At 68.9% G+C, this 16,412-nt stretch carries 17 protein-coding genes; 6 read left to right on the top strand and 11 right to left on the bottom strand.

Translation table 11 applies throughout. The features are described 5' to 3' along the window. Nucleotides 1–79: 79 nt before the first annotated feature. From ACWDMM_RS19825 to ACWDMM_RS19805, 5 genes are read right to left on the bottom strand one after another with little or no spacing between them, the layout of a single operon-like run. Nucleotides 80–958 carry a short-chain dehydrogenase/reductase gene (locus tag ACWDMM_RS19825; protein WP_195079331.1) on the bottom strand — a complete coding sequence of 293 codons (879 nt, stop codon included), beginning with the start codon at nt 956–958 and terminating at the stop codon, nt 80–82. Then, on the bottom strand, nt 955–2,421 hold the full coding sequence (locus ACWDMM_RS19820) for a flavin-containing monooxygenase (protein ID WP_323124047.1): 1,467 nt from the start codon (nt 2,419–2,421) through the stop codon (nt 955–957). The genes ACWDMM_RS19825 and ACWDMM_RS19820 overlap by 4 nt, the downstream gene beginning before the upstream one ends. Beyond that, nucleotides 2,418–3,920, bottom strand: a complete 1,503-nt coding sequence (locus tag ACWDMM_RS19815; RefSeq protein ID WP_195079332.1) for an aldehyde dehydrogenase family protein — start codon at nt 3,918–3,920, stop codon at nt 2,418–2,420. Before ACWDMM_RS19815 ends, ACWDMM_RS19820 begins: the two co-directional genes overlap by 4 nt. A gap of 59 nt (nt 3,921–3,979) precedes the next feature. Next, nucleotides 3,980–5,032: a PDR/VanB family oxidoreductase gene (locus ACWDMM_RS19810; protein ID WP_195079333.1), complete on the bottom strand. Its 1,053-nt coding sequence runs from the start codon at nt 5,030–5,032 to the stop codon at nt 3,980–3,982. Next, a complete protein-coding gene (locus ACWDMM_RS19805) occupies nt 5,029–5,922 on the bottom strand; it encodes a metal-dependent hydrolase (RefSeq protein WP_195079334.1) in 894 nt (297 codons plus the stop codon). Before ACWDMM_RS19805 ends, ACWDMM_RS19810 begins: the two co-directional genes overlap by 4 nt. Nucleotides 5,923–6,018: 96 nt before the next feature. Between ACWDMM_RS19805 and ACWDMM_RS19800 the strand changes: the two genes are divergently transcribed. Next, nucleotides 6,019–6,651 carry a TetR/AcrR family transcriptional regulator gene (locus tag ACWDMM_RS19800; RefSeq protein WP_195079335.1) on the top strand — a complete coding sequence of 211 codons (633 nt, stop codon included), beginning with the start codon at nt 6,019–6,021 and terminating at the stop codon, nt 6,649–6,651. 472 nt (nt 6,652–7,123) lie between these two features. Then, entirely contained in the window at nt 7,124–8,656 is a 1,533-nt protein-coding gene (locus ACWDMM_RS19795; RefSeq protein WP_323124046.1) for a flavin-containing monooxygenase, read from the top strand. Nucleotides 8,657–8,684: 28 nt separating this feature from the next. Here ACWDMM_RS19795 and ACWDMM_RS19790 read toward each other — a convergent pair whose 3' ends face one another. Genes ACWDMM_RS19790 through ACWDMM_RS19770 form a run of 5 tightly spaced genes read right to left on the bottom strand, consistent with a single transcriptional unit; the run spans nt 8,685 to nt 11,485 of the window. Further along, nucleotides 8,685–9,068, bottom strand: coding sequence for a VOC family protein (locus ACWDMM_RS19790; RefSeq protein WP_195079336.1), 384 nt, complete (start codon nt 9,066–9,068; stop codon nt 8,685–8,687). A gap of 34 nt (nt 9,069–9,102) precedes the next feature. Next, nucleotides 9,103–9,420, bottom strand: coding sequence for an alpha/beta hydrolase fold domain-containing protein (locus ACWDMM_RS19785; RefSeq protein ID WP_397070194.1), 318 nt, complete (start codon nt 9,418–9,420; stop codon nt 9,103–9,105). After that, complete coding sequence (locus ACWDMM_RS19780) at nt 9,368–9,553, bottom strand: hypothetical protein (RefSeq protein WP_195079338.1); 186 nt, start codon at nt 9,551–9,553, stop codon at nt 9,368–9,370. Before ACWDMM_RS19780 ends, ACWDMM_RS19785 begins: the two co-directional genes overlap by 53 nt. Nucleotides 9,554–9,571: 18 nt before the next feature. Next, nucleotides 9,572–10,330 (bottom strand): glucose 1-dehydrogenase, encoded by a 759-nt coding sequence (locus ACWDMM_RS19775; RefSeq protein ID WP_195079339.1) that lies wholly within the window; start codon nt 10,328–10,330, stop codon nt 9,572–9,574. Between the two features lie 27 nt (nt 10,331–10,357). Then, entirely contained in the window at nt 10,358–11,485 is a 1,128-nt protein-coding gene (locus ACWDMM_RS19770; RefSeq protein ID WP_195079340.1) for an LLM class flavin-dependent oxidoreductase, read from the bottom strand. 217 nt (nt 11,486–11,702) lie between these two features. Between ACWDMM_RS19770 and ACWDMM_RS19765 the strand changes: the two genes are divergently transcribed. From ACWDMM_RS19765 to ACWDMM_RS19750, 4 genes are read left to right on the top strand one after another with little or no spacing between them, the layout of a single operon-like run. Next, nucleotides 11,703–12,458 (top strand): glucose 1-dehydrogenase, encoded by a 756-nt coding sequence (locus ACWDMM_RS19765; RefSeq protein ID WP_195079341.1) that lies wholly within the window; start codon nt 11,703–11,705, stop codon nt 12,456–12,458. 14 nt (nt 12,459–12,472) lie between these two features. Beyond that, nucleotides 12,473–14,176, top strand: coding sequence for a 3-oxosteroid 1-dehydrogenase (gene kstD, locus ACWDMM_RS19760; protein ID WP_195079342.1), 1,704 nt, complete (start codon nt 12,473–12,475; stop codon nt 14,174–14,176). Beyond that, nucleotides 14,176–14,907, top strand: a complete 732-nt coding sequence (locus ACWDMM_RS19755) for a glucose 1-dehydrogenase (protein WP_357102864.1) — start codon at nt 14,176–14,178, stop codon at nt 14,905–14,907. The genes kstD and ACWDMM_RS19755 overlap by 1 nt, the downstream gene beginning before the upstream one ends. 58 nt (nt 14,908–14,965) lie before the next feature. After that, on the top strand, nt 14,966–15,784 hold the full coding sequence (locus ACWDMM_RS19750) for an SDR family NAD(P)-dependent oxidoreductase (protein ID WP_357102861.1): 819 nt from the start codon (nt 14,966–14,968) through the stop codon (nt 15,782–15,784). Between the two features lie 136 nt (nt 15,785–15,920). On the opposite strand, the gene ACWDMM_RS19745 is transcribed toward ACWDMM_RS19750, so the two are convergent. Continuing rightward, entirely contained in the window at nt 15,921–16,301 is a 381-nt protein-coding gene (locus ACWDMM_RS19745; protein WP_195079345.1) for a peptidase inhibitor family I36 protein, read from the bottom strand. Nucleotides 16,302–16,412 lie beyond the last annotated feature (111 nt).

Below are 16,412 nucleotides of genomic sequence, written 5' to 3'. Positions count from 1 at the left end.
CGGACCGCGCCGAGTGCGGTGGCGCGACCGCGAGCCGTCGTGACCGGCGTACGCATGCGGGATGACACGGGATCGGATGTCACGACGGCTTCGTGCGCGCTTCGACCCGGCGCAACAGGTCGTGCACGCGGCGGTCGCGCGCCAGCGCGCTGTCGAGCACGACATTGACCGCCCCGCGCAGCAGCGCGTAGGGCTCCCATCCGGCCGGTGCGATGGTGCGCGCCGCGCGCCGCTCGATCCCCTCGGCGATGGTCTCGGCCGCTTCCGCCGCCGAGATGCGCACGTTCAACGGCCACGGCAGCAGATCGTCCAGCTCACGGCCGAGTTCGTCGTTGTCGAGGGTGTCGTGGGTCATGCGGGTGTCGACGATGCCGAAATAGGCGATGCCCGCCGAGGCGCCGAAGGGCGCCAGTTCCACGCGCAGCGCCCGTCCCAGCTGTTCGACCGCCGCTTTGCTGATCATGTACGGCGCGCCCGCCATGCCGGGCGCGAACGCCGCGCACGACGACACCACGACGACATGTCCTTCGGCGGCGACGACGTGATCCAGCGCGGGGCGCAGGGTGTTGAACACACCGGTGAGGTTGATGTCCATCACCCGGTCGAAGTCGCGCCCGTCCAGCGTGCGCACCGTCGCCGGGCGCGGCACCACGCCCGCGTTGGCCACCACCACGTCCAAGCGGCCGAAATGGTCGGCGGCCCGGTCGGCGACCGCCCGCATCGCCGCGCGGTCGGCGACGTCGGCGGCGATCGCGAGGGTCCGGTCGCCCAGCGCCGCGGCCGCCGCGTCGGCGGCATCCTGATCGAGATCGACCAAGACGATCGAGGCCTGCTTGCGGTGCAGCTGGGCCGCCAGTTCCCGGCCGATGCCGCGGCCCGCGCCGGTGATCAGCACGACCTTGCCCGCGACCGAATACTGGCGCCGCCCCCGGCCGATGCGGAGCAAATCGCCGATCATCCGGCCACCTCGTAGGCTCCGGTGTCGAACCGGCTGGTGCGCTGCCGGTATTCGAAGCTCCAGTTCGGGTAGAGACCGGCGTTGAGCCCGTCCGGCGTCTGGTAATAGCTCTGGCATCCGCCGGTGAGCCATACCGTCGAGGAACTCCGGCGAGCCATCTCCGCGACGAAATCGGCCTGCGCCGCGGGTCGCACCTCGATCCGGCGGATGCCATGGGAGCGTGCGTTGCGCAGAGCGTCGACGATGTAGGCGATCTGGGATTCGATCATGTAGATCGCCGACTGGTTACCGGCGGCGCCGAAGGGACCGAGCGTGCAGAAGAAGTTGGGGAACCCGGCCACCGCGACACCGAGATAGCTCTGCGGTCGCTCCCGGTAGAGCTGCGCCAGGGTGCGTCCGTCGCGCCCGGCGTAGCGCTCGTAGGCGGTCGGGATCGAGGTGAACCCGGTGCCGAAGATGATGGTGTCCACCGGGTGCTCGCTGCCGTCGCGCAGCACGATCGAATGCGGCCGGACCTCGGCGATGGGCTGGGTGAGCACGTCGACGTTCGGCTGGTCGAGCGCGGGCAGGTAGGTGTCGGAGAAGATGGCTCGCTTGCAGCCGATGACGTAATCGGGGGTGAGCTTCTTGCGCAGTTCGCGGTCGCGGACCTGACGCAGCAATTGCAGCCGGCCCAGCGCTTCGTACGGGTGGCGGAAGCGCTGATCGACCAGCGAGATGAGCCCGAAGGTCTCGATCGCCGCGTAGAAACCGCCGCGGATGGCGCGTTGCGCCAGGGGGATACGGCGCAGCAGCCGTCGCTCGAGTTCGAGAGTGCGGCGATCCATGCGCGGGACGATCCACGGCGCCGAGCGCTGGAACAGCAGCAGCCGGTCCACCTTGGGCTGGATCTCCGGCACGAACTGCACCGCCGACGCGCCCGTGCCGATCACCGCGACCCGCTCGCCGGTGAGATCGTGGTCGTGGTCCCAGTGCAGCGAATGGAACGACGTGCCCGCGAAGGAGTCGATGCCGGGTAGCTGGGGGTATTTCGCCTCGGCGAACAGGCCCGTGGCCGAGAGCAGGAAGTCCGCGGTGAGTGCGCCGCGCGAGGTCTCGATCCGCCACAACGAACGCTGCTCGTCCCATCGGGCGTCGAGCAGTTCGGCGCCGAACCGGATGTGCCGGACGACATCGTGCTCGATGGCCACCGAGCGGATGTAGTCGAGGATCTCGGGTTGCCTGCCGTAGGTGCGCGACCAGTCCGGATTGGGCGCGAAGGAGTAGCTGTAGAGATGCGATGGCACATCGCAGGCGCAACCGGGGTAGGTGTTGGCCCGCCAGGTGCCGCCGAGGTCGTCGGCGCGTTCGAGGATCACCAGATCGTCGAAGCCCGCCTCGCGCAGTTTGATCGCCAGGCCGATGCCGCCCAGCCCGGCGCCGACGATGGCTACGGGGGTGTGCTCGATCGAATCGGATGTCACTGGCGTTTCCTTCCGTGCACGACCCCGATGAGCAGGTCGACGATCGTGTCCACGCGGTGATCGCGCCGGAACGTGGTCAGCGGTAGCGGAGACGGGAAGCGCTGGCGCGTAACGGCTTTGGCGTAGGTGAATTCTTTGAGCCCGTCCGGGCCGTGGACGCGGCCGAAGCCGGAGGCGCCGACACCGCCGAGCGGCAGCTCGGGGATGGTGGCGTGCGCGACGAACGCGTTGATGGAGACGCCGCCCGCGCGGATGCGGTCGGCGATGCGTCGCCCGTCGCGGCGGGCGAACACGGTGCCGCCCAACCCGTAAGCGCAGCGGTTGACCAGTTCGACGGCCTCGTCCATGTCCCTGACCTTGGTCACCGTCAGCGTGGGGCCGAAGGTCTCCTCGGTCACCGCGGCGGCGTCCTCCGGAACGTCCACGAGGATGGTCGGCTGGACGAACTGCCGGTCGATCGCGTCCGCACCGCCGAGCACGGCCCTGGCGCCGCGCGCGACGGCGTCCTCGATGTGGCGGCGAATGATCGCCACTTGCTTCGGCATGGTGATCGGGCCGATCTTCGCGTCCGCGCGACCGGCTTCGATCTGTCCCGCCGCCGCCAGCAGCTTGGCGAGGAACTCGTCGTAGACCTCGGCGTGGACGTAGACCCGTTCCACGGCCAGACAGGTCTGCCCCGCGTTGGACAACCCGCCCCACACCGCCGCGTCGGCGGCGGCGTCGAGATCGGCGTCGGCGTCCACGATGAGCGCGTCCTTGCCGCCGCACTCCATCAGCACCGGCGTGAGATGCTCCGCGCACGCGGCCAGCACGAGCTTTCCGGTCGCGGTGGACCCGGTGAACCCGATCTTGCCGACGCCACTGCGGCACAGCGCGTTCCCGGTCTCGCCGAGGCCGGTGACCACCTGCAGCACCGGCTCGGCGGGCGCGGTGCGAGCGAACGCTTCCGCGAGCCACAGTCCGACGCCGGGGGTGTACTCGCTGGGTTTGAACACCACCGCGTTACCGGCGGCCAGCGCGAAGGAGATGGAGCCGAGCGGAGTGAACACCGGGTAGTTCCACGGTCCGATGACGCCGACCACCCCGAGCGGAAGATATTCGACCGTGGCCGCGTGGTTGAGCGTCAGCAGGCTCGACGGCACGGAGCGACGGCCGAGCACCTTCTCGGCGTTGCGAGCGGCCCACCGCAAGTGTTCGAGGGCCATGGCGATCTCGAGTTTGGCGTCGGAGAACGGCTTGCCCATCTCCCGGTGGATGATCCGGGCCAGTTCGTCCCGGCCGAGCGCGATCTCGGCGCGCCAGGCGTCCAGATGCCGAGCGCGTCCGGCGAAGCCCAGATCGCGCCACCAGATCGCGGCCTCGTGGGCGGCGGCGACGGCGGTGTCCACGGCGTGGCGGTCGTAAACCGGGTAGGTGCCGACCACCTCGCCGGTGGCCGGATCGTGCACGTCGAAGGTCGACACGACGGGCGGTGCCGAGTTCTCGGTGGAGATGCTCATCGGGCCGTCTCCCTCGGTCGGCGACGGATAGACAACGTTGTCCCTTTCGTGTGACGGATTCAGAGATCGACCACGAGGTGATCGCCCGCGGCGCGGGAGACGCAGACCAGCATCTGGTTCTGGCGTTCGTCCGCGGTCAGCGCGCGGTCACGGTGATCGACGGCGCCGGAGACGACCGCGACTTTGCAGGTGCCGCAGAATCCCTGGCGGCAGGAGTAGGGGGTATCCGGCAAGGCGCGCTGAATGGCGCTGAGCGCTGTTTCGTCGGCCGCGACCCGGACCGTTGTCCCGGTGCGGGACAGTGTGAGGTCGAATTCCGCGCCGTCGACGACCGGGAGGGCGGAGAACCGTTCGGTGTGCAGCGAGGCGGTCGGGTTGAGGTCGAACAGGCACCGCTGCGCCGCCTCCAGCATCGGCGGCGGCCCGCACACGTACACGGCCGCGCCGGGTTGGGCGCGGGCCAGCAGCGCGGCGACGTCCGGCGGGCCGAATTCGTCGTCGGGCCTGATGTCCGCGTCCGGCAGTTCGGTGAGAAACGGCATGGTCTCGCGGGACCGTCCGGCGTACACCAGGCGGCCACGCGCGCCGGCGGCCGCGACCATCGGGAGAATCGGGGTGATGCCGATACCACCGGCGAGGAACAGATACGACGGCGCGTCGACGAAGGTGAAGGCGTTGCGCGGCCCGCGAATCCGCAGCCGGTCGCCGACCCGCAGCGATTGATGGATCTCGCGCGATCCGCCGCCCCCTTCGGGAATGAGCCGCACCGCGATGCGATACCGGAACCGGTCGCTCGGGTCACCGCACAGCGAGTACTGACGCTGGCGGCCCGAGGGTAAGAAGACGTCCACATGCGCGCCCGGCCGCCACGCGGGCAGCGGGCCGCCCCCGGCCGCGCGCAGCGTCAAGCTCACCACGTCGGCGGCTTCGCGTTCGATCCCGGTGATCGTGGTGTCCAGGTCGAAGCCGGTACGGCGCACCGTGTTCGGGCGCGACAGCAGGCCTGCGGTGCGTCCGGTGACGAACACCTTCCGATAGACGTCCATGACATCGCCGATCAGGCGCAATCCTGCGGGCGCCGGGCGCGCGGCCAGGGCAGGTGAGCCGCTCATCGGTGCGCCGCCCGCGCGGCCGGCGAGTGCGCGAGATAGCGCAGGGCCTTGTCCATCGGCCCGAGCTGGGACGGATGGAAGCCCGGCCGCAGGTACCGCGGCATCTCCGTGAAGAAGACCGTCCATTTCGGAATGACGCCACGCCGGGTCGCGCTCCAGAACTGAAGTCCCCAGAACCGGCCCTTCTCCGGCGACGGGTCCTTCCGGTACAGGTAGGCGGTCGAGACGATGAACAGCGGCAGCAACGTCGCGCTGGCGAGGATCGCCGTGCGGGCTTTGCGCGCGTAGCTGCCGTCGAGGTGCATGAAGGCGTCGTAGACGACGCTGCGGTGCTCCACCTCTTCGGCGCCGTGCCACCGGACCAGGTCCAGCATCGCCGGGTGCATGCCCTTCGCTTCGAGGATGTCGGCGTTGAGCAGCCATTCCCCCAGCACCGCTGTGTAGTGCTCCATGCCTGCGAACAGGCCGAGCCGCTCCTTGAGCCACTCCTCCTTGGCCCGGCCGGTCAAGCCGTGGTCGCCGAGGATGCGATCGACCAGCCAGGCGACTTTGCCGACGTAGGAGTCGACGTCCAGCCCGATCGATTGCAGGTGCCTGCGCGCGGCTTCATGACTGTTCGCGTGCATGGTCTCCTGCCCGATGAACCCCGTCACCTCCTCCCGCAACCGCTCGTCGTCGATGTACGGCAGCGCTTCGGCCAGCGCCTGCGCCATGGCTCGTTCCCCTTCGGGCAACACCAGGTGCATCACATTGACGATGTGGGTGGCCAAGGCCTCGCCCGGCACGTAGTGCATGGGCACGGAGTCGAAATCGAAGTGGACGTCGCGCGCATGGATGGCATGCGCTTCGTCGTGGTATCGGCGCTGCGTCGCGCCCGCCTGCTCAGCCATGCCACGACCGTACAGAACAACAAATCGCATTGCAATGTTGCAGCAACAACTCGGTGCGAATGTTGCAGGAGCGGTCGATTTTGCTAGCGTTGGCTCATGCCCACCGCCTCGAAGGCCGCTGCGAGCAGCGAGAATGCCGCCGGTACCCTCGTCACCCGGATCTTGGACGCGGCCCTGGTCCTCTTCGAGCAGGTCGGCGTCAAGAAGACGACGATCGAGGAGGTGGCCCGGAAGGCCGGCGTGGACCGGGTGACGGTCTATCGCCATGTCGGTGGCCGCGACGACTTGGTGCAGGCCGTGATCAGCCGGGAGGTTGCCGCGGTGCTCGCCGAGATCACCGAGATCGTCGAGCGCCACGAAGATGTCGGCGATCTCGTCGCCGACATCTTCGTCACCGTCATCACCCGCTGGCGCACGAATCAGCTCGTCGACCGCATGCTGGCGCTGGAACCGGCGCGCGTGGTCCTGAAGCTGACCGTCGACGGCGCGGGCCCGTTCGCGATGTCCGTCCACACCACCGCCACCGCGCTGGAGCGCGCCGTCGAGCGAGGAATCCTGCCGCCCGCGGCGGATCTGACCATCCGCGCGGAGATCGTGTGCCGGATCGTGCACTCGCTGATCCTCGCCCCGCACGGACTCGCCGAACTCCGGACCGACGAGCAACTCGACGCATTCGCGCGAACGTACCTGGTTCCGGTGGTGGCAGGGTCGCGGCGCAGCGCAACGTGAGTCGGTGGCAGCGGGTTGCCCCCGGCGCTGATTTCACAGCGCCGCAATAGGTTCCAGCTCGATCAGAAGAAGCCGTCGTCCACATGGCGATCCCGGATGTGCCGTTGATCAGCGCCACATCGGGCCGTCCTCGCGCCTGCGGCTTCCCGCTGCTCTCGGCTCGAAGCCGGCGGGGTGGCCTGCGATGCGGCCGGAAGCGATGTGGCGTCCACCCGCGAATAGCGGAAAGTGTGCTGGTGGACTGGTATGCGAGCGGTCCTCGCTGTGGTCCCCGTAGTGCCCGATCGGCCGCCAACGGATCGTCGAGTATCGTCCCGCTGATCGCGTCGTACCGTTGATCCCCTGTGCCCCCGCACTTCTGGGTCGTTCCCGTTCCACTCGCACGCATCCGCCGATCTTTCCATCCAGAAGGCTTCAGCCAACGAAGAGAGGAGGTAGCTGCACATTGACTGTGTGATGATAAGGAGGCGGGGTGGCGATCGCGCTCACCTGCGAGGTGGCTGTCGTCGGCGCTGGTTTCGGCGGCATCGGGATGGGAGTCGGGTTACGACGAGCGGGGATCACCGATTTCGTGATCTTCGATCGTGGCGGCGACGTCGGCGGGGTCTGGCGGGACAACACCTACCCGGGGTGCTCCTGTGATGTGCCGTCCCACCTGTACTCGTTCTCGTTCGCGCCCTATCGGAACAGGCGCATCCGATATCCGCGCCAGACGGAGATCCTGGCGTACCTGCGCCGGGTCGCCGCCGAGCACGGACTGACCCAGCATCTGCGGCTGGGTACCGCCATCGGCGAAGCCACCTATCTGGAAGCCGAGAACAAGTGGGAACTGACCACGTCCGACGGTGGTCGCGTCCGCGCCGAGGTGGTGATCTTCGCGGTGGGTCAGCTGCACCGCCCGAACATTCCCGAACTGGAGGGCCAAACGGATTTCGCCGGTCCGTCGTTCCATTCCGCGCGATGGGACCACCACCAGAACCTGCACGGGATGGACGTGGCCGTGATCGGCACCGGTTCGAGCGCGGCGCAGATGCTGCCGACGCTGGCCGCGACCGCCCGCCACGTCCGCGTCTTCCAGCGCACGCCGCATTGGGTACTGCCGAAACCGCCCGCCCGGTTCGGGCCGCTCGCTCGAACGGTCCTGCGGCTGCCCGGTGCTCACCGTCTCTACCGCCGGGCGCTGTACTACGGGGCCGATGTCGTCTTGGCGCCGATCATGCACCGGGGTTGGTCGGCGCGGCCCGCCGAATGGGCTGCCCGGCGGTACCTCCACAGCCGAGTCGCCGACCCTGGCCTGCGGGCGAAACTCACCCCCGACTACCCGATCGGCGGCAAGCGCATCATCTTCGACAGTCACTACTATTCGGCCTTGACGCGCGCGAACGTGGAGTTGATCACCGACCCGATCACCCGGATCACCCGCGACGGACTGCGCACCGCCGACGGCGCGCACCATCGGGCGGATGTGATCGTCTACGCCACCGGTTTCCGCGCCCCGGAGTTTCTCGTCCCCGTCACTGTGCGCGGCCGCGGCGGAGTGCTCCTGCACGACCAATGGCGCTCCGGCGCGACCGCCCTACTGGGGGTGGCGGTTCCGGGTTTTCCGAATGCCTTCTTGATCGCCGGGCCGAACAGTTTCAACCCGGCGGGCAGCAACCCGGGGATGAAGGAGCGCCAGATCGAGTACATCATCCGTTGCCTGCGCTGGCGCGAGCGGATCGGCGCGGCCGCGATCGAGGTCACGCAAGCGGCGATGCGCGCGCATCAGCAGTGGCTCGACCAAGCGATCGCCGGGACGGTATGGCCCGCCATGAAACCCGGCTGCTGGTACAAGCACGACAGCGGGCGCGTCACCAACCCGTGGCCCGCCTCGGCGCGTGCCTTCGAACGCGCATTGCGGCGACCGCCGTCCGAATCGTTCCGTGCGGTCGTCCCCGATTCTGTGCTGCCGGACCCGCAGGATGCGACCGCGTCGGAGCCGGCCGCGGGCATGCACTCCGAATGAGCTCGCTCCGCCGAGCCGTAATTCCGCGCTATTCCGGTGCTCCCGCTCGGTCTACCGGAATCGGACCAGGGCTGGTCGGTTCGTAGAGGGCGATGTGCCAGGCGCAGCCGGGCGTCGGCCGCAGCACGGCGCGGCGTTCGTGCGGGCCGACGACCGGCTGCCCTGCTGCGAAACCCCTGGCGCGCAGCCGGTTCAGGGCGGCATCCAGGTCGTCCACCTTGATCGCGAGGAACGGGTCGTCGTCCTCGCGGTCGGTGCCCGCCAGCATCACGCGGACACCGTTGCTGTCGAACTGGGCCCAGCGGTCGCCGTCGACGACGGTGGGTTCGACGGCGAGGACGGCCGTCAGCAGCGCCACGGTGGCGGGCAGGTCGTCGGTGGGGTAGGCGGGGCCGATCCGTTGGATCGTCATCAGTGGTTCCTCACAGTGCGTGGTGCGGGCTCGCTCAGCGACGCCGTTCGGCATGGGCGGCGCGGACGGCCGCGTAGGCGGCGGCATCGGCCCGGACCGCCTCGGGCAGATGGTCGGCCATGCTCATGAAGCCGTGGAACATGCCGTCGTAGCGCTGGATGTCGGTCGCGACCCCGGTTTGCCGCAACCGCTGCCCGTAGTCCTCGCCCTCGTCGCGCAATGGATCGAACTCGGCGGTGACGAAAGGCACCGACACCACGATCGCCTCCGCGCCGGCGGCCATGGCCCGGCAGAACCGGTCATGGCTGTCGAGACCGCAGATGACGAATCCGCCGCCGTGGCAGAACAGCACGATCGGCGACCGGCGCCGGGCGGGCGGCGAGCAGGCGCCGTGCTTCGGCGGCGTCCAGCACTTCGGTGCCCAGTTTCGGGAACGCGGCGCTCGCGGCCTCGACGATCACGCGCGCTTGCGGGGAAAGCGGCATGGCGGCCTGCTCCTTCCGCTACTGCTCGAGGTCCGGCGGCAAGAACTTGCCCGCCGCCAAGCCGCCGTCGATCGTCACCTCGGCGCCGGTGATGTAGGCCGAGGCGTCGGAGGCCAGGAACGCGACCAGTTCGGCGACCTCCTCCGGCGCGCCGGTGCGTTGCAGCGGCAGGGACGGGAAACTGCCGGGGCCGGTGGTCAGGTACGGGACCATCGGCGTCGCGATCGGGCCGGGATGCACCGAGTTGACCCGGATTCCGGCCGGGCCCAGCTCGAGCGCGGCCGTCTTGGTCAGCCCGCGCAGCCCCCACTTCGAGGAACCGTAGGCGGAGTGTCCCATCAACCCTTCGAGGCCGGCCTGCGAAGAGATGTTGACGATCGAGCCGCCCCCCGCCTGCGTCATCGGTCCGATCGCCGCCTGGATGCCGCGGAACGGACCGACCAGATTCACGCGCAGGATGCGCTCCAATTCCTCCGGCGCGGTGTCGGTCAGCGGTTTCGCGGTGTAGATGGCGGCGTTGTTCACCAGGACGTCCAGCTTGCCGAACGCCGAGACCGCCGTGCCGACGGCGGCTTCCCAGTCCTCACCGCGGCCGACGTCGTGGCGGACGAAACGCGCGGCGGCGCCGAGCGATTCGGCCAGTCGCGCGCCTTCGTCTTCCAGCACGTCGGTGATCACCACGCGGGCGCCGCGTGCCACGAACAGCCGCGCCTCGGCGGCGCCCTGTCCCCTGGCGGCGCCGGTGATCAGGGCGACCTTTCCCTTCAGGTCAACCATGTCGAACTCCTCGATGTCGCGCCGGGGTCAGCTGTTGCGGAAGTGGGGGATGACCTTTTCGCCCCAATGCCGGATGGTCTCCAGGCAAGCCTCTTGCGGCACGGTGCCCATCTGGATGAGGCAGAGGATCTCGTCGGCGCCCGCGGCCTGCAGCCGCTCGACGTAGGCGATGGCGTCCTCGGGGCCGCCGTAGGCGTGGTCGACGTTGAAGACCGAGGTGGCTCCGGTCTTCACCGGAATCTTGGCCTCGTGCAGGTAGGCCACGTGGTCGTCGGCCGCCTGCTTGATCGCCGCGACTTCGTCCGCGTTCGGGTCCACGGCCTCGTCCGGGGCCGGGCCCGCGCCGTAGTAGTGCTTGATCGACTGCGCGAAGAACCGCTGTCCGCGGGCTCCGATCTGCTGGGCCTTCTCCCGGTCGTCGAGGACGATGGTGGGGCACAGCGCGGCGAAATGATCGTTCACGACGGTGGAGACGAAACGCTCACCGGTGCGCGCGGCGATCGCCTCGTCATAGGTGCGCCGCAGTTCCGCGATCTCCTCCACGCCCGCGAAACCCAGGACGAGCGCGCCGATTCCGTAGTCGGCGGCCATCTTCAGCGTGTCCTTCTTGGTGCACGCCATGAACAGCGGCGGGTGCGGCAACTGCTCCGGCCTCGGCAGCAGCGAATGCGGCGAGACCTGCAAGAGCTCACCGTTGTACTCGAATTCGGCTTCCGGGTCCTGCCACGCCTTGCCGATCATGCGCAGCGACTCCTCGACCTCCTGATAGGTGCGCTCGGGGTCGACGCCGCACATGGAGGTCTCCACCGGCGTCGCGCCGCGGCCCGCGCCGAGGTCGAGCCTGCCGCCGGACAGCACGTCGAGCATCGCGGCGCGTTCGGCCGCCCGCACGGGATGGTTGAAGTTGAACGGCATGCACACCACGCCGTGCCCGATCCGGATCCGCTCGGTCTTGGCGGCCACCCAGGTCAAGAAGACCTCGGGGGCGCTCATGTGCGCGTACCACTTCAAGCCGTGGTGCTCGACCGCCCAGACGGTGTCGAATCCCATCTGATCGGCGAGCACCGCCTGCTCGACACAGTCGCGCAGCACCTGGTGCTCGTGCTCGCGCGAGGGGTCGGCCATCTGGGCCTCGAAGATCATCGAGAACTTCATCCGGTCTCCTTGTCGATCGCCCGATCGGGCGTTTCCGGTTTCGTGGGGGTGACTCGTCCCGCTGCGAGACGGTCGCAAGCGGTATGCCTAATCGAAATATGACCGGTGGAATTTCTCAGGTCAGGAGCTAGTCCCGGTGGCCGGGACGGTCCGGTGCCGCGCCCCGATCGGCGTCTTAGCGTCGGTGCGAAGCGACGGTCAGAGAGGACGGGAATCGGTGGGACAACTCGACGGCAAGGTGGCGCTGGTCACCGGTGGGGCGCGGGGGATGGGCGCCGAGCACGTGCGGCAGTTCGTGGCCGAAGGCGCGCGGGTGGTGTTCGGCGACGTGCTCGACCAGGAGGGAAAGGCGCTGGCCGCGGAGCTGGGTGACGCCGTGCGCTACGTGCACCACGATGTGACCAGCGAAGCCGAGTGGTCCACGGCGGTGTCGGAGGCGGTCACCCACTTCGGGCGGCTGGACGCCCTGGTGAACAACGCGGGCATCCTGCGGTTCGTCCCGATCGCCGAGATGACTGCGGCGGAGTTCACCACGATCATGTCGGTCAACGTGACCGGCACCTGGCTGGGCATCAAGACCGCCGCACCGGCGCTCGCCGCGACCGGAGGCGGCTCGATCGTGAACGTCTCCTCGGTGGAAGGGTTCGTCGGCGCGGCCGGTCTGTCCGCCTACAGCGCCAGCAAGTTCGCGATCCGCGGCATCACCAAGTCGGCCGCCCGCGAATTGGGCCGCCAGGGCATCCGGGTCAACTCGCTGCACCCCGGCGGCATCGCCACGCCGATGACCGCGGCGGTGTCGGGCGCGTCCGGCGCCGACGGCGACGGCTTCTTCGCGAGCCTGCCCATCCCGCGCTGGGGGCAGCCGGTCGAGGTCTCGCACGTGGCGGTGTTCCTGGCCTCGGACGCGGCCAGTTACTGCACCGGAGGCGAATTCGTCGTCGACGGCGGCATGCTCACCGGCTGCGGCTACTGACGGGAAGCGACACGATGACTCGGGAATTCGAATTCGACGTGGTGGTGGTCGGTTCCGGCGCAGCGGGCATGACCGCCGCGCTGACCGCGGCCTACCGTGGCCTGTCGGTGACGCTGATCGAGAAGAGCCGCGCGTTCGGCGGCTCCACCGCGCGCTCCGGCGGCGGCATCTGGATCCCCAACAACCCGGTGCTGCAACGCGAAGGCGTGCCCGACAGCCCGGAACTGGCCCGCACCTATCTCGCGGCGGTGGTCGGCGACCGGGTGCCGGAGGCCAAGCAGCGGGCCTTCCTGGAGCGCGGGCCGGAGATGATGCGCTATCTCGGCGCGCGCAGCAAATACTGGGAATTCGTCTACGACCGTGGCTATTCCGACTACCACCCGGAATTCCCCGGCGGTCTCGCCCAAGGGCGAAGCATCGAGCCCGCCCCGCTGGACGGGCGGCTGCTCGGCGGCGACCTGCACAAGATCAATCAGCCGACCATGTCGGGACCCAAGGGCATCGCCTTCACCGTCAGCGACTTCCACGATCTGAACATGATCGCCCGCACCTGGGCGGGCAAACGCACCGCGATCAAGGTCGGCATCCAGGCGGTGGGGAACAAGCTGCGGGGACGGCTGCCGCTGAGCCTCGGCAAGGCACTCGCGGCTCGCTTGTGGCTGTCGTTGCGCGACGCCGGGGTGCCGGTGTGGCTGAACACGCCGCTGACCGAACTTGTCACGGAGGGCAACGCGGTGGTCGGCGTACGCGCCGAGCACGATGGGACGCCGGTGCTGATCAGGGCGCGCCGGGGTGTGGTGCTGGCGGCGGGCGGCTTCGAGCACAACCTGGACATGCGCCGTCAGTACATGAGCGGCCCGCAGTCCACGGACTGGACGGTGGGCGCCACCGAGAATGTCGGTGAGGGCATCGTCGCGGGCCAGAAGGCCGGTGGCGCGGTCGATCTGATGGACGACGCCTGGTGGGGCCCGTCCGTGCGCAATCCCGACGGCCCGCCGTTCTTCTGCCTGGCCGAGCGCTCCCAGCCAGGCGGCATCATGGTGAACCACGCGGGCGAGCGGTTCGTCAACGAATCGGCCCCGTACGTGAACGTGGTGCACACGATGTACCAGCAGGAAGCGGCCGGTGCCGGGCACATCCCGGCGCACTTCATCATGGACCAGCGGTTCCGGGACCGGTATCTGTTCCTGGGCAACTTCCCGAAACGTCCGCTTCCGCAGAAGTACCTGGATGCCGGAATCATCCGGCAGGCCGACACCTTGGCCGAACTCGCGGCGAAGATCGGCGTGGCGCCCGCGGCGCTCACCGCGACGGTGGAAAGGTTCAACGGCTTCGCCCGCGCCGGTCGCGACGAAGACTTCCGCCGCGGTGAATCCGCGTACGACCGCTACTACGGCGACCCGACCGTGCGGCCGAACCCGTGCTTGGCGCCGCTCGAGCAGGGCCCCTTCTACGCCGTCGAGATGGTGCCGGGCGATCTGGGCACCAAGGGCGGTCTGGTCACCGACGAGCACGCGCGCGTCCTCGACAGCGACGACCAGCCGATACCCGGCCTGTACGCGGCCGGGAACAACTCGGCGTCGGTGATGGGCAACGACTACGCGGGCGCGGGCGCGACCATAGGTCCCGCCATGGTGTTCGGCTACATCGCGGCCGGTCACCTCGCGGACAACCAGCCGACCGCCCAGCGGGCGCAGACATCGGAAGGAGCGCGTTGATGGGACGCGTCGACGGCAAGAACGTGATCGTGACCGGGGGCGCCAGGGGGATGGGCGCGGCCTTCGCGCGGCGGCTGGTCGCCGACGGCGCCACGGTGGTGATCAGCGATGTCCTGGTGGACGACGGCGTGGCGCTGGCCGCCGAGCTGGGCGATGCGGCGACCTTCCTCCCGCTCGACGTCACCGACGCGTCGGCGTGGAACGACGCGGTCGCGTTCGCCGAGAAGGTCTTCGGGCCGGTGTCGGGCCTGGTGAACAACGCGGGCATCGTGCACGTCGATCCGATCGAACGACTGTCGGAAGCCGATTTCCGCAAGGTGATCGACGTCAACCAGGTCGGGGTGTTCCTCGGCATGAAGGCGGTGCTCGGCTCGATGCGCCGGGCGGGAGGCGGCTCGATCGTCAACATCTCTTCGATCGGCGGCATCATCGCCTTCTCCGGCATCCTCGGCTACACCGCGTCCAAATGGGCCGTGCGCGGCATGACCAAGACCGCCGCGCAGGAGTTCGCCGCCGACAACATCCGCGTCAACTCGGTGCACCCGGGTGTCGTGGTCACCGAGATGACCGCGGATTCCGCGCGCTCGCAAGGCATGTCGGGCAACCAGCCGATCCGCAGGGCCGGCCGTCCGGAGGAACTGGCGAACCTGGTGCTGTTCCTGATCAGCGACGAATCGAGCTTCAGCACCGGCTCGGAATTCGTCGCCGACGGCGGCTACACGTGCCTGTGAGGACACCCGGCAGGGCCAACCGGCGGACCGACCGCCGAGCGAGACGAGGAAATCGACTGTGAAGAATTTCGAGGGCAGGACCGCGGTGATCACCGGCGCGGGCGCGGGCATCGGCCGGGCGGTGGCGATCGAACTCGCCCGCCGCGGCGCCCGGCTGGCGCTGTCGGGCCGCAACGTGGACAACGTCGCGGAGACCGCGGCGCTGTGCGGCAAGGAAGGCGCGCAAACCCGCGCGTACAAGCTGGACGTGACCGACCGGGAGGCGGTGTACCGCCACGCCGACGAGGTGGCCGAGGACTTCGGCCGGATCAATCTGGTGGTCAACAACGCCGGAGTCTCGCTGACGGCGAACGTGGAGGAACTCAGCTGGGCGGACTTCGAATGGATCGTAGGCATCAACTTCTGGGGCGTCGCCTACGGCACCAAGGCGTTCCTGCCCCACGTCATCGCCTCCGGTGACGGCCACATCGCGAACGTGTCGAGCATGTTCGGACTGGCCGCCTGCCCCAGCCAGGGCGCCTACAGCGCGACGAAATTCGCCATCCGCGCCTTCACCGACGCACTGCGGCAGGAGATGACCATCGCCGGACACGCGGTCGGCGTCAGCAGCGTGCACCCGGGCATGATCAAGACCGACATCGCCTGGAAGGCACGGGCGGGCGGCGACCGCGATCGCGACGCACTGGCCGCCAACTTCGACCGCCTGGCCAAGACCACCCCCGAGCACGCCGCCCGCGTCATCGTGAACGGCATCCGCAAGAACAAGGCGAAGATCCTGATCGGCACGGACGCCCACGTCATCGATTGGTTGCCGCGACTTTTCGGCGCGGGTTACCAGAAGATCCTCACCGCCCAGATGAAGAACGAGGTCGCCTGACGGTCCGGGTCCTTCCCGCTGATCACGCAGTCCACGAGGTGGTCCTACCGCACTCGGGAAGTCCGCGAACTTCGATGAAATGAACCCTCCTGGCTGCGCGCCGGGAGGGTTCACCGAGTACGGCGAATCGCCACTCTCAGTGGCAGACCCACAGGGCGTCGGCCTTGTTGTCACCGTCGGCGGGCACATTGCCCTTGCTGTTGTCGGGCACCGAGACGAGCAGTTGCCACTCCCGACCGGTCCAGTTGTAGACGCCGACCGTCTTTCCCGTGCGGTTCCAATACGAACTCAGACGATCTCCGATTCCTTCGTTGCCGATGTCGTGCAACAGACAGTTGTTGTCGACCTGCACGAACATGCCGGTGCCGCCGCGCTGGTCGTAGCCGCAGAACAGTCCGCCCGGGCAGTCGTAGGCCGCCGCCGCCGGCGCCGGCGCGAGGGCTGCGCCGTACCCGGCGACCGCGAGGGTGGCCGCCGCCGCAACACTGATACGGCGGAACAGTTTGATCGAGAACATGATTGACCCTTCGAAGCCGATGGGATCGGGTATCGGTGCGGCGGAGAATCCGCCGCACTCATGATGGGCGGATCGGACCGCCCGCGACTATCCATCTCGCGCGAGTTCTGA

The sequence above is a fragment of the Nocardia sp. NPDC003726 genome (genome assembly GCF_053586955.1).
Note: the sequence above shows the minus strand (reverse complement) of the source record. Positions and strands in the feature narration are given on the sequence as shown.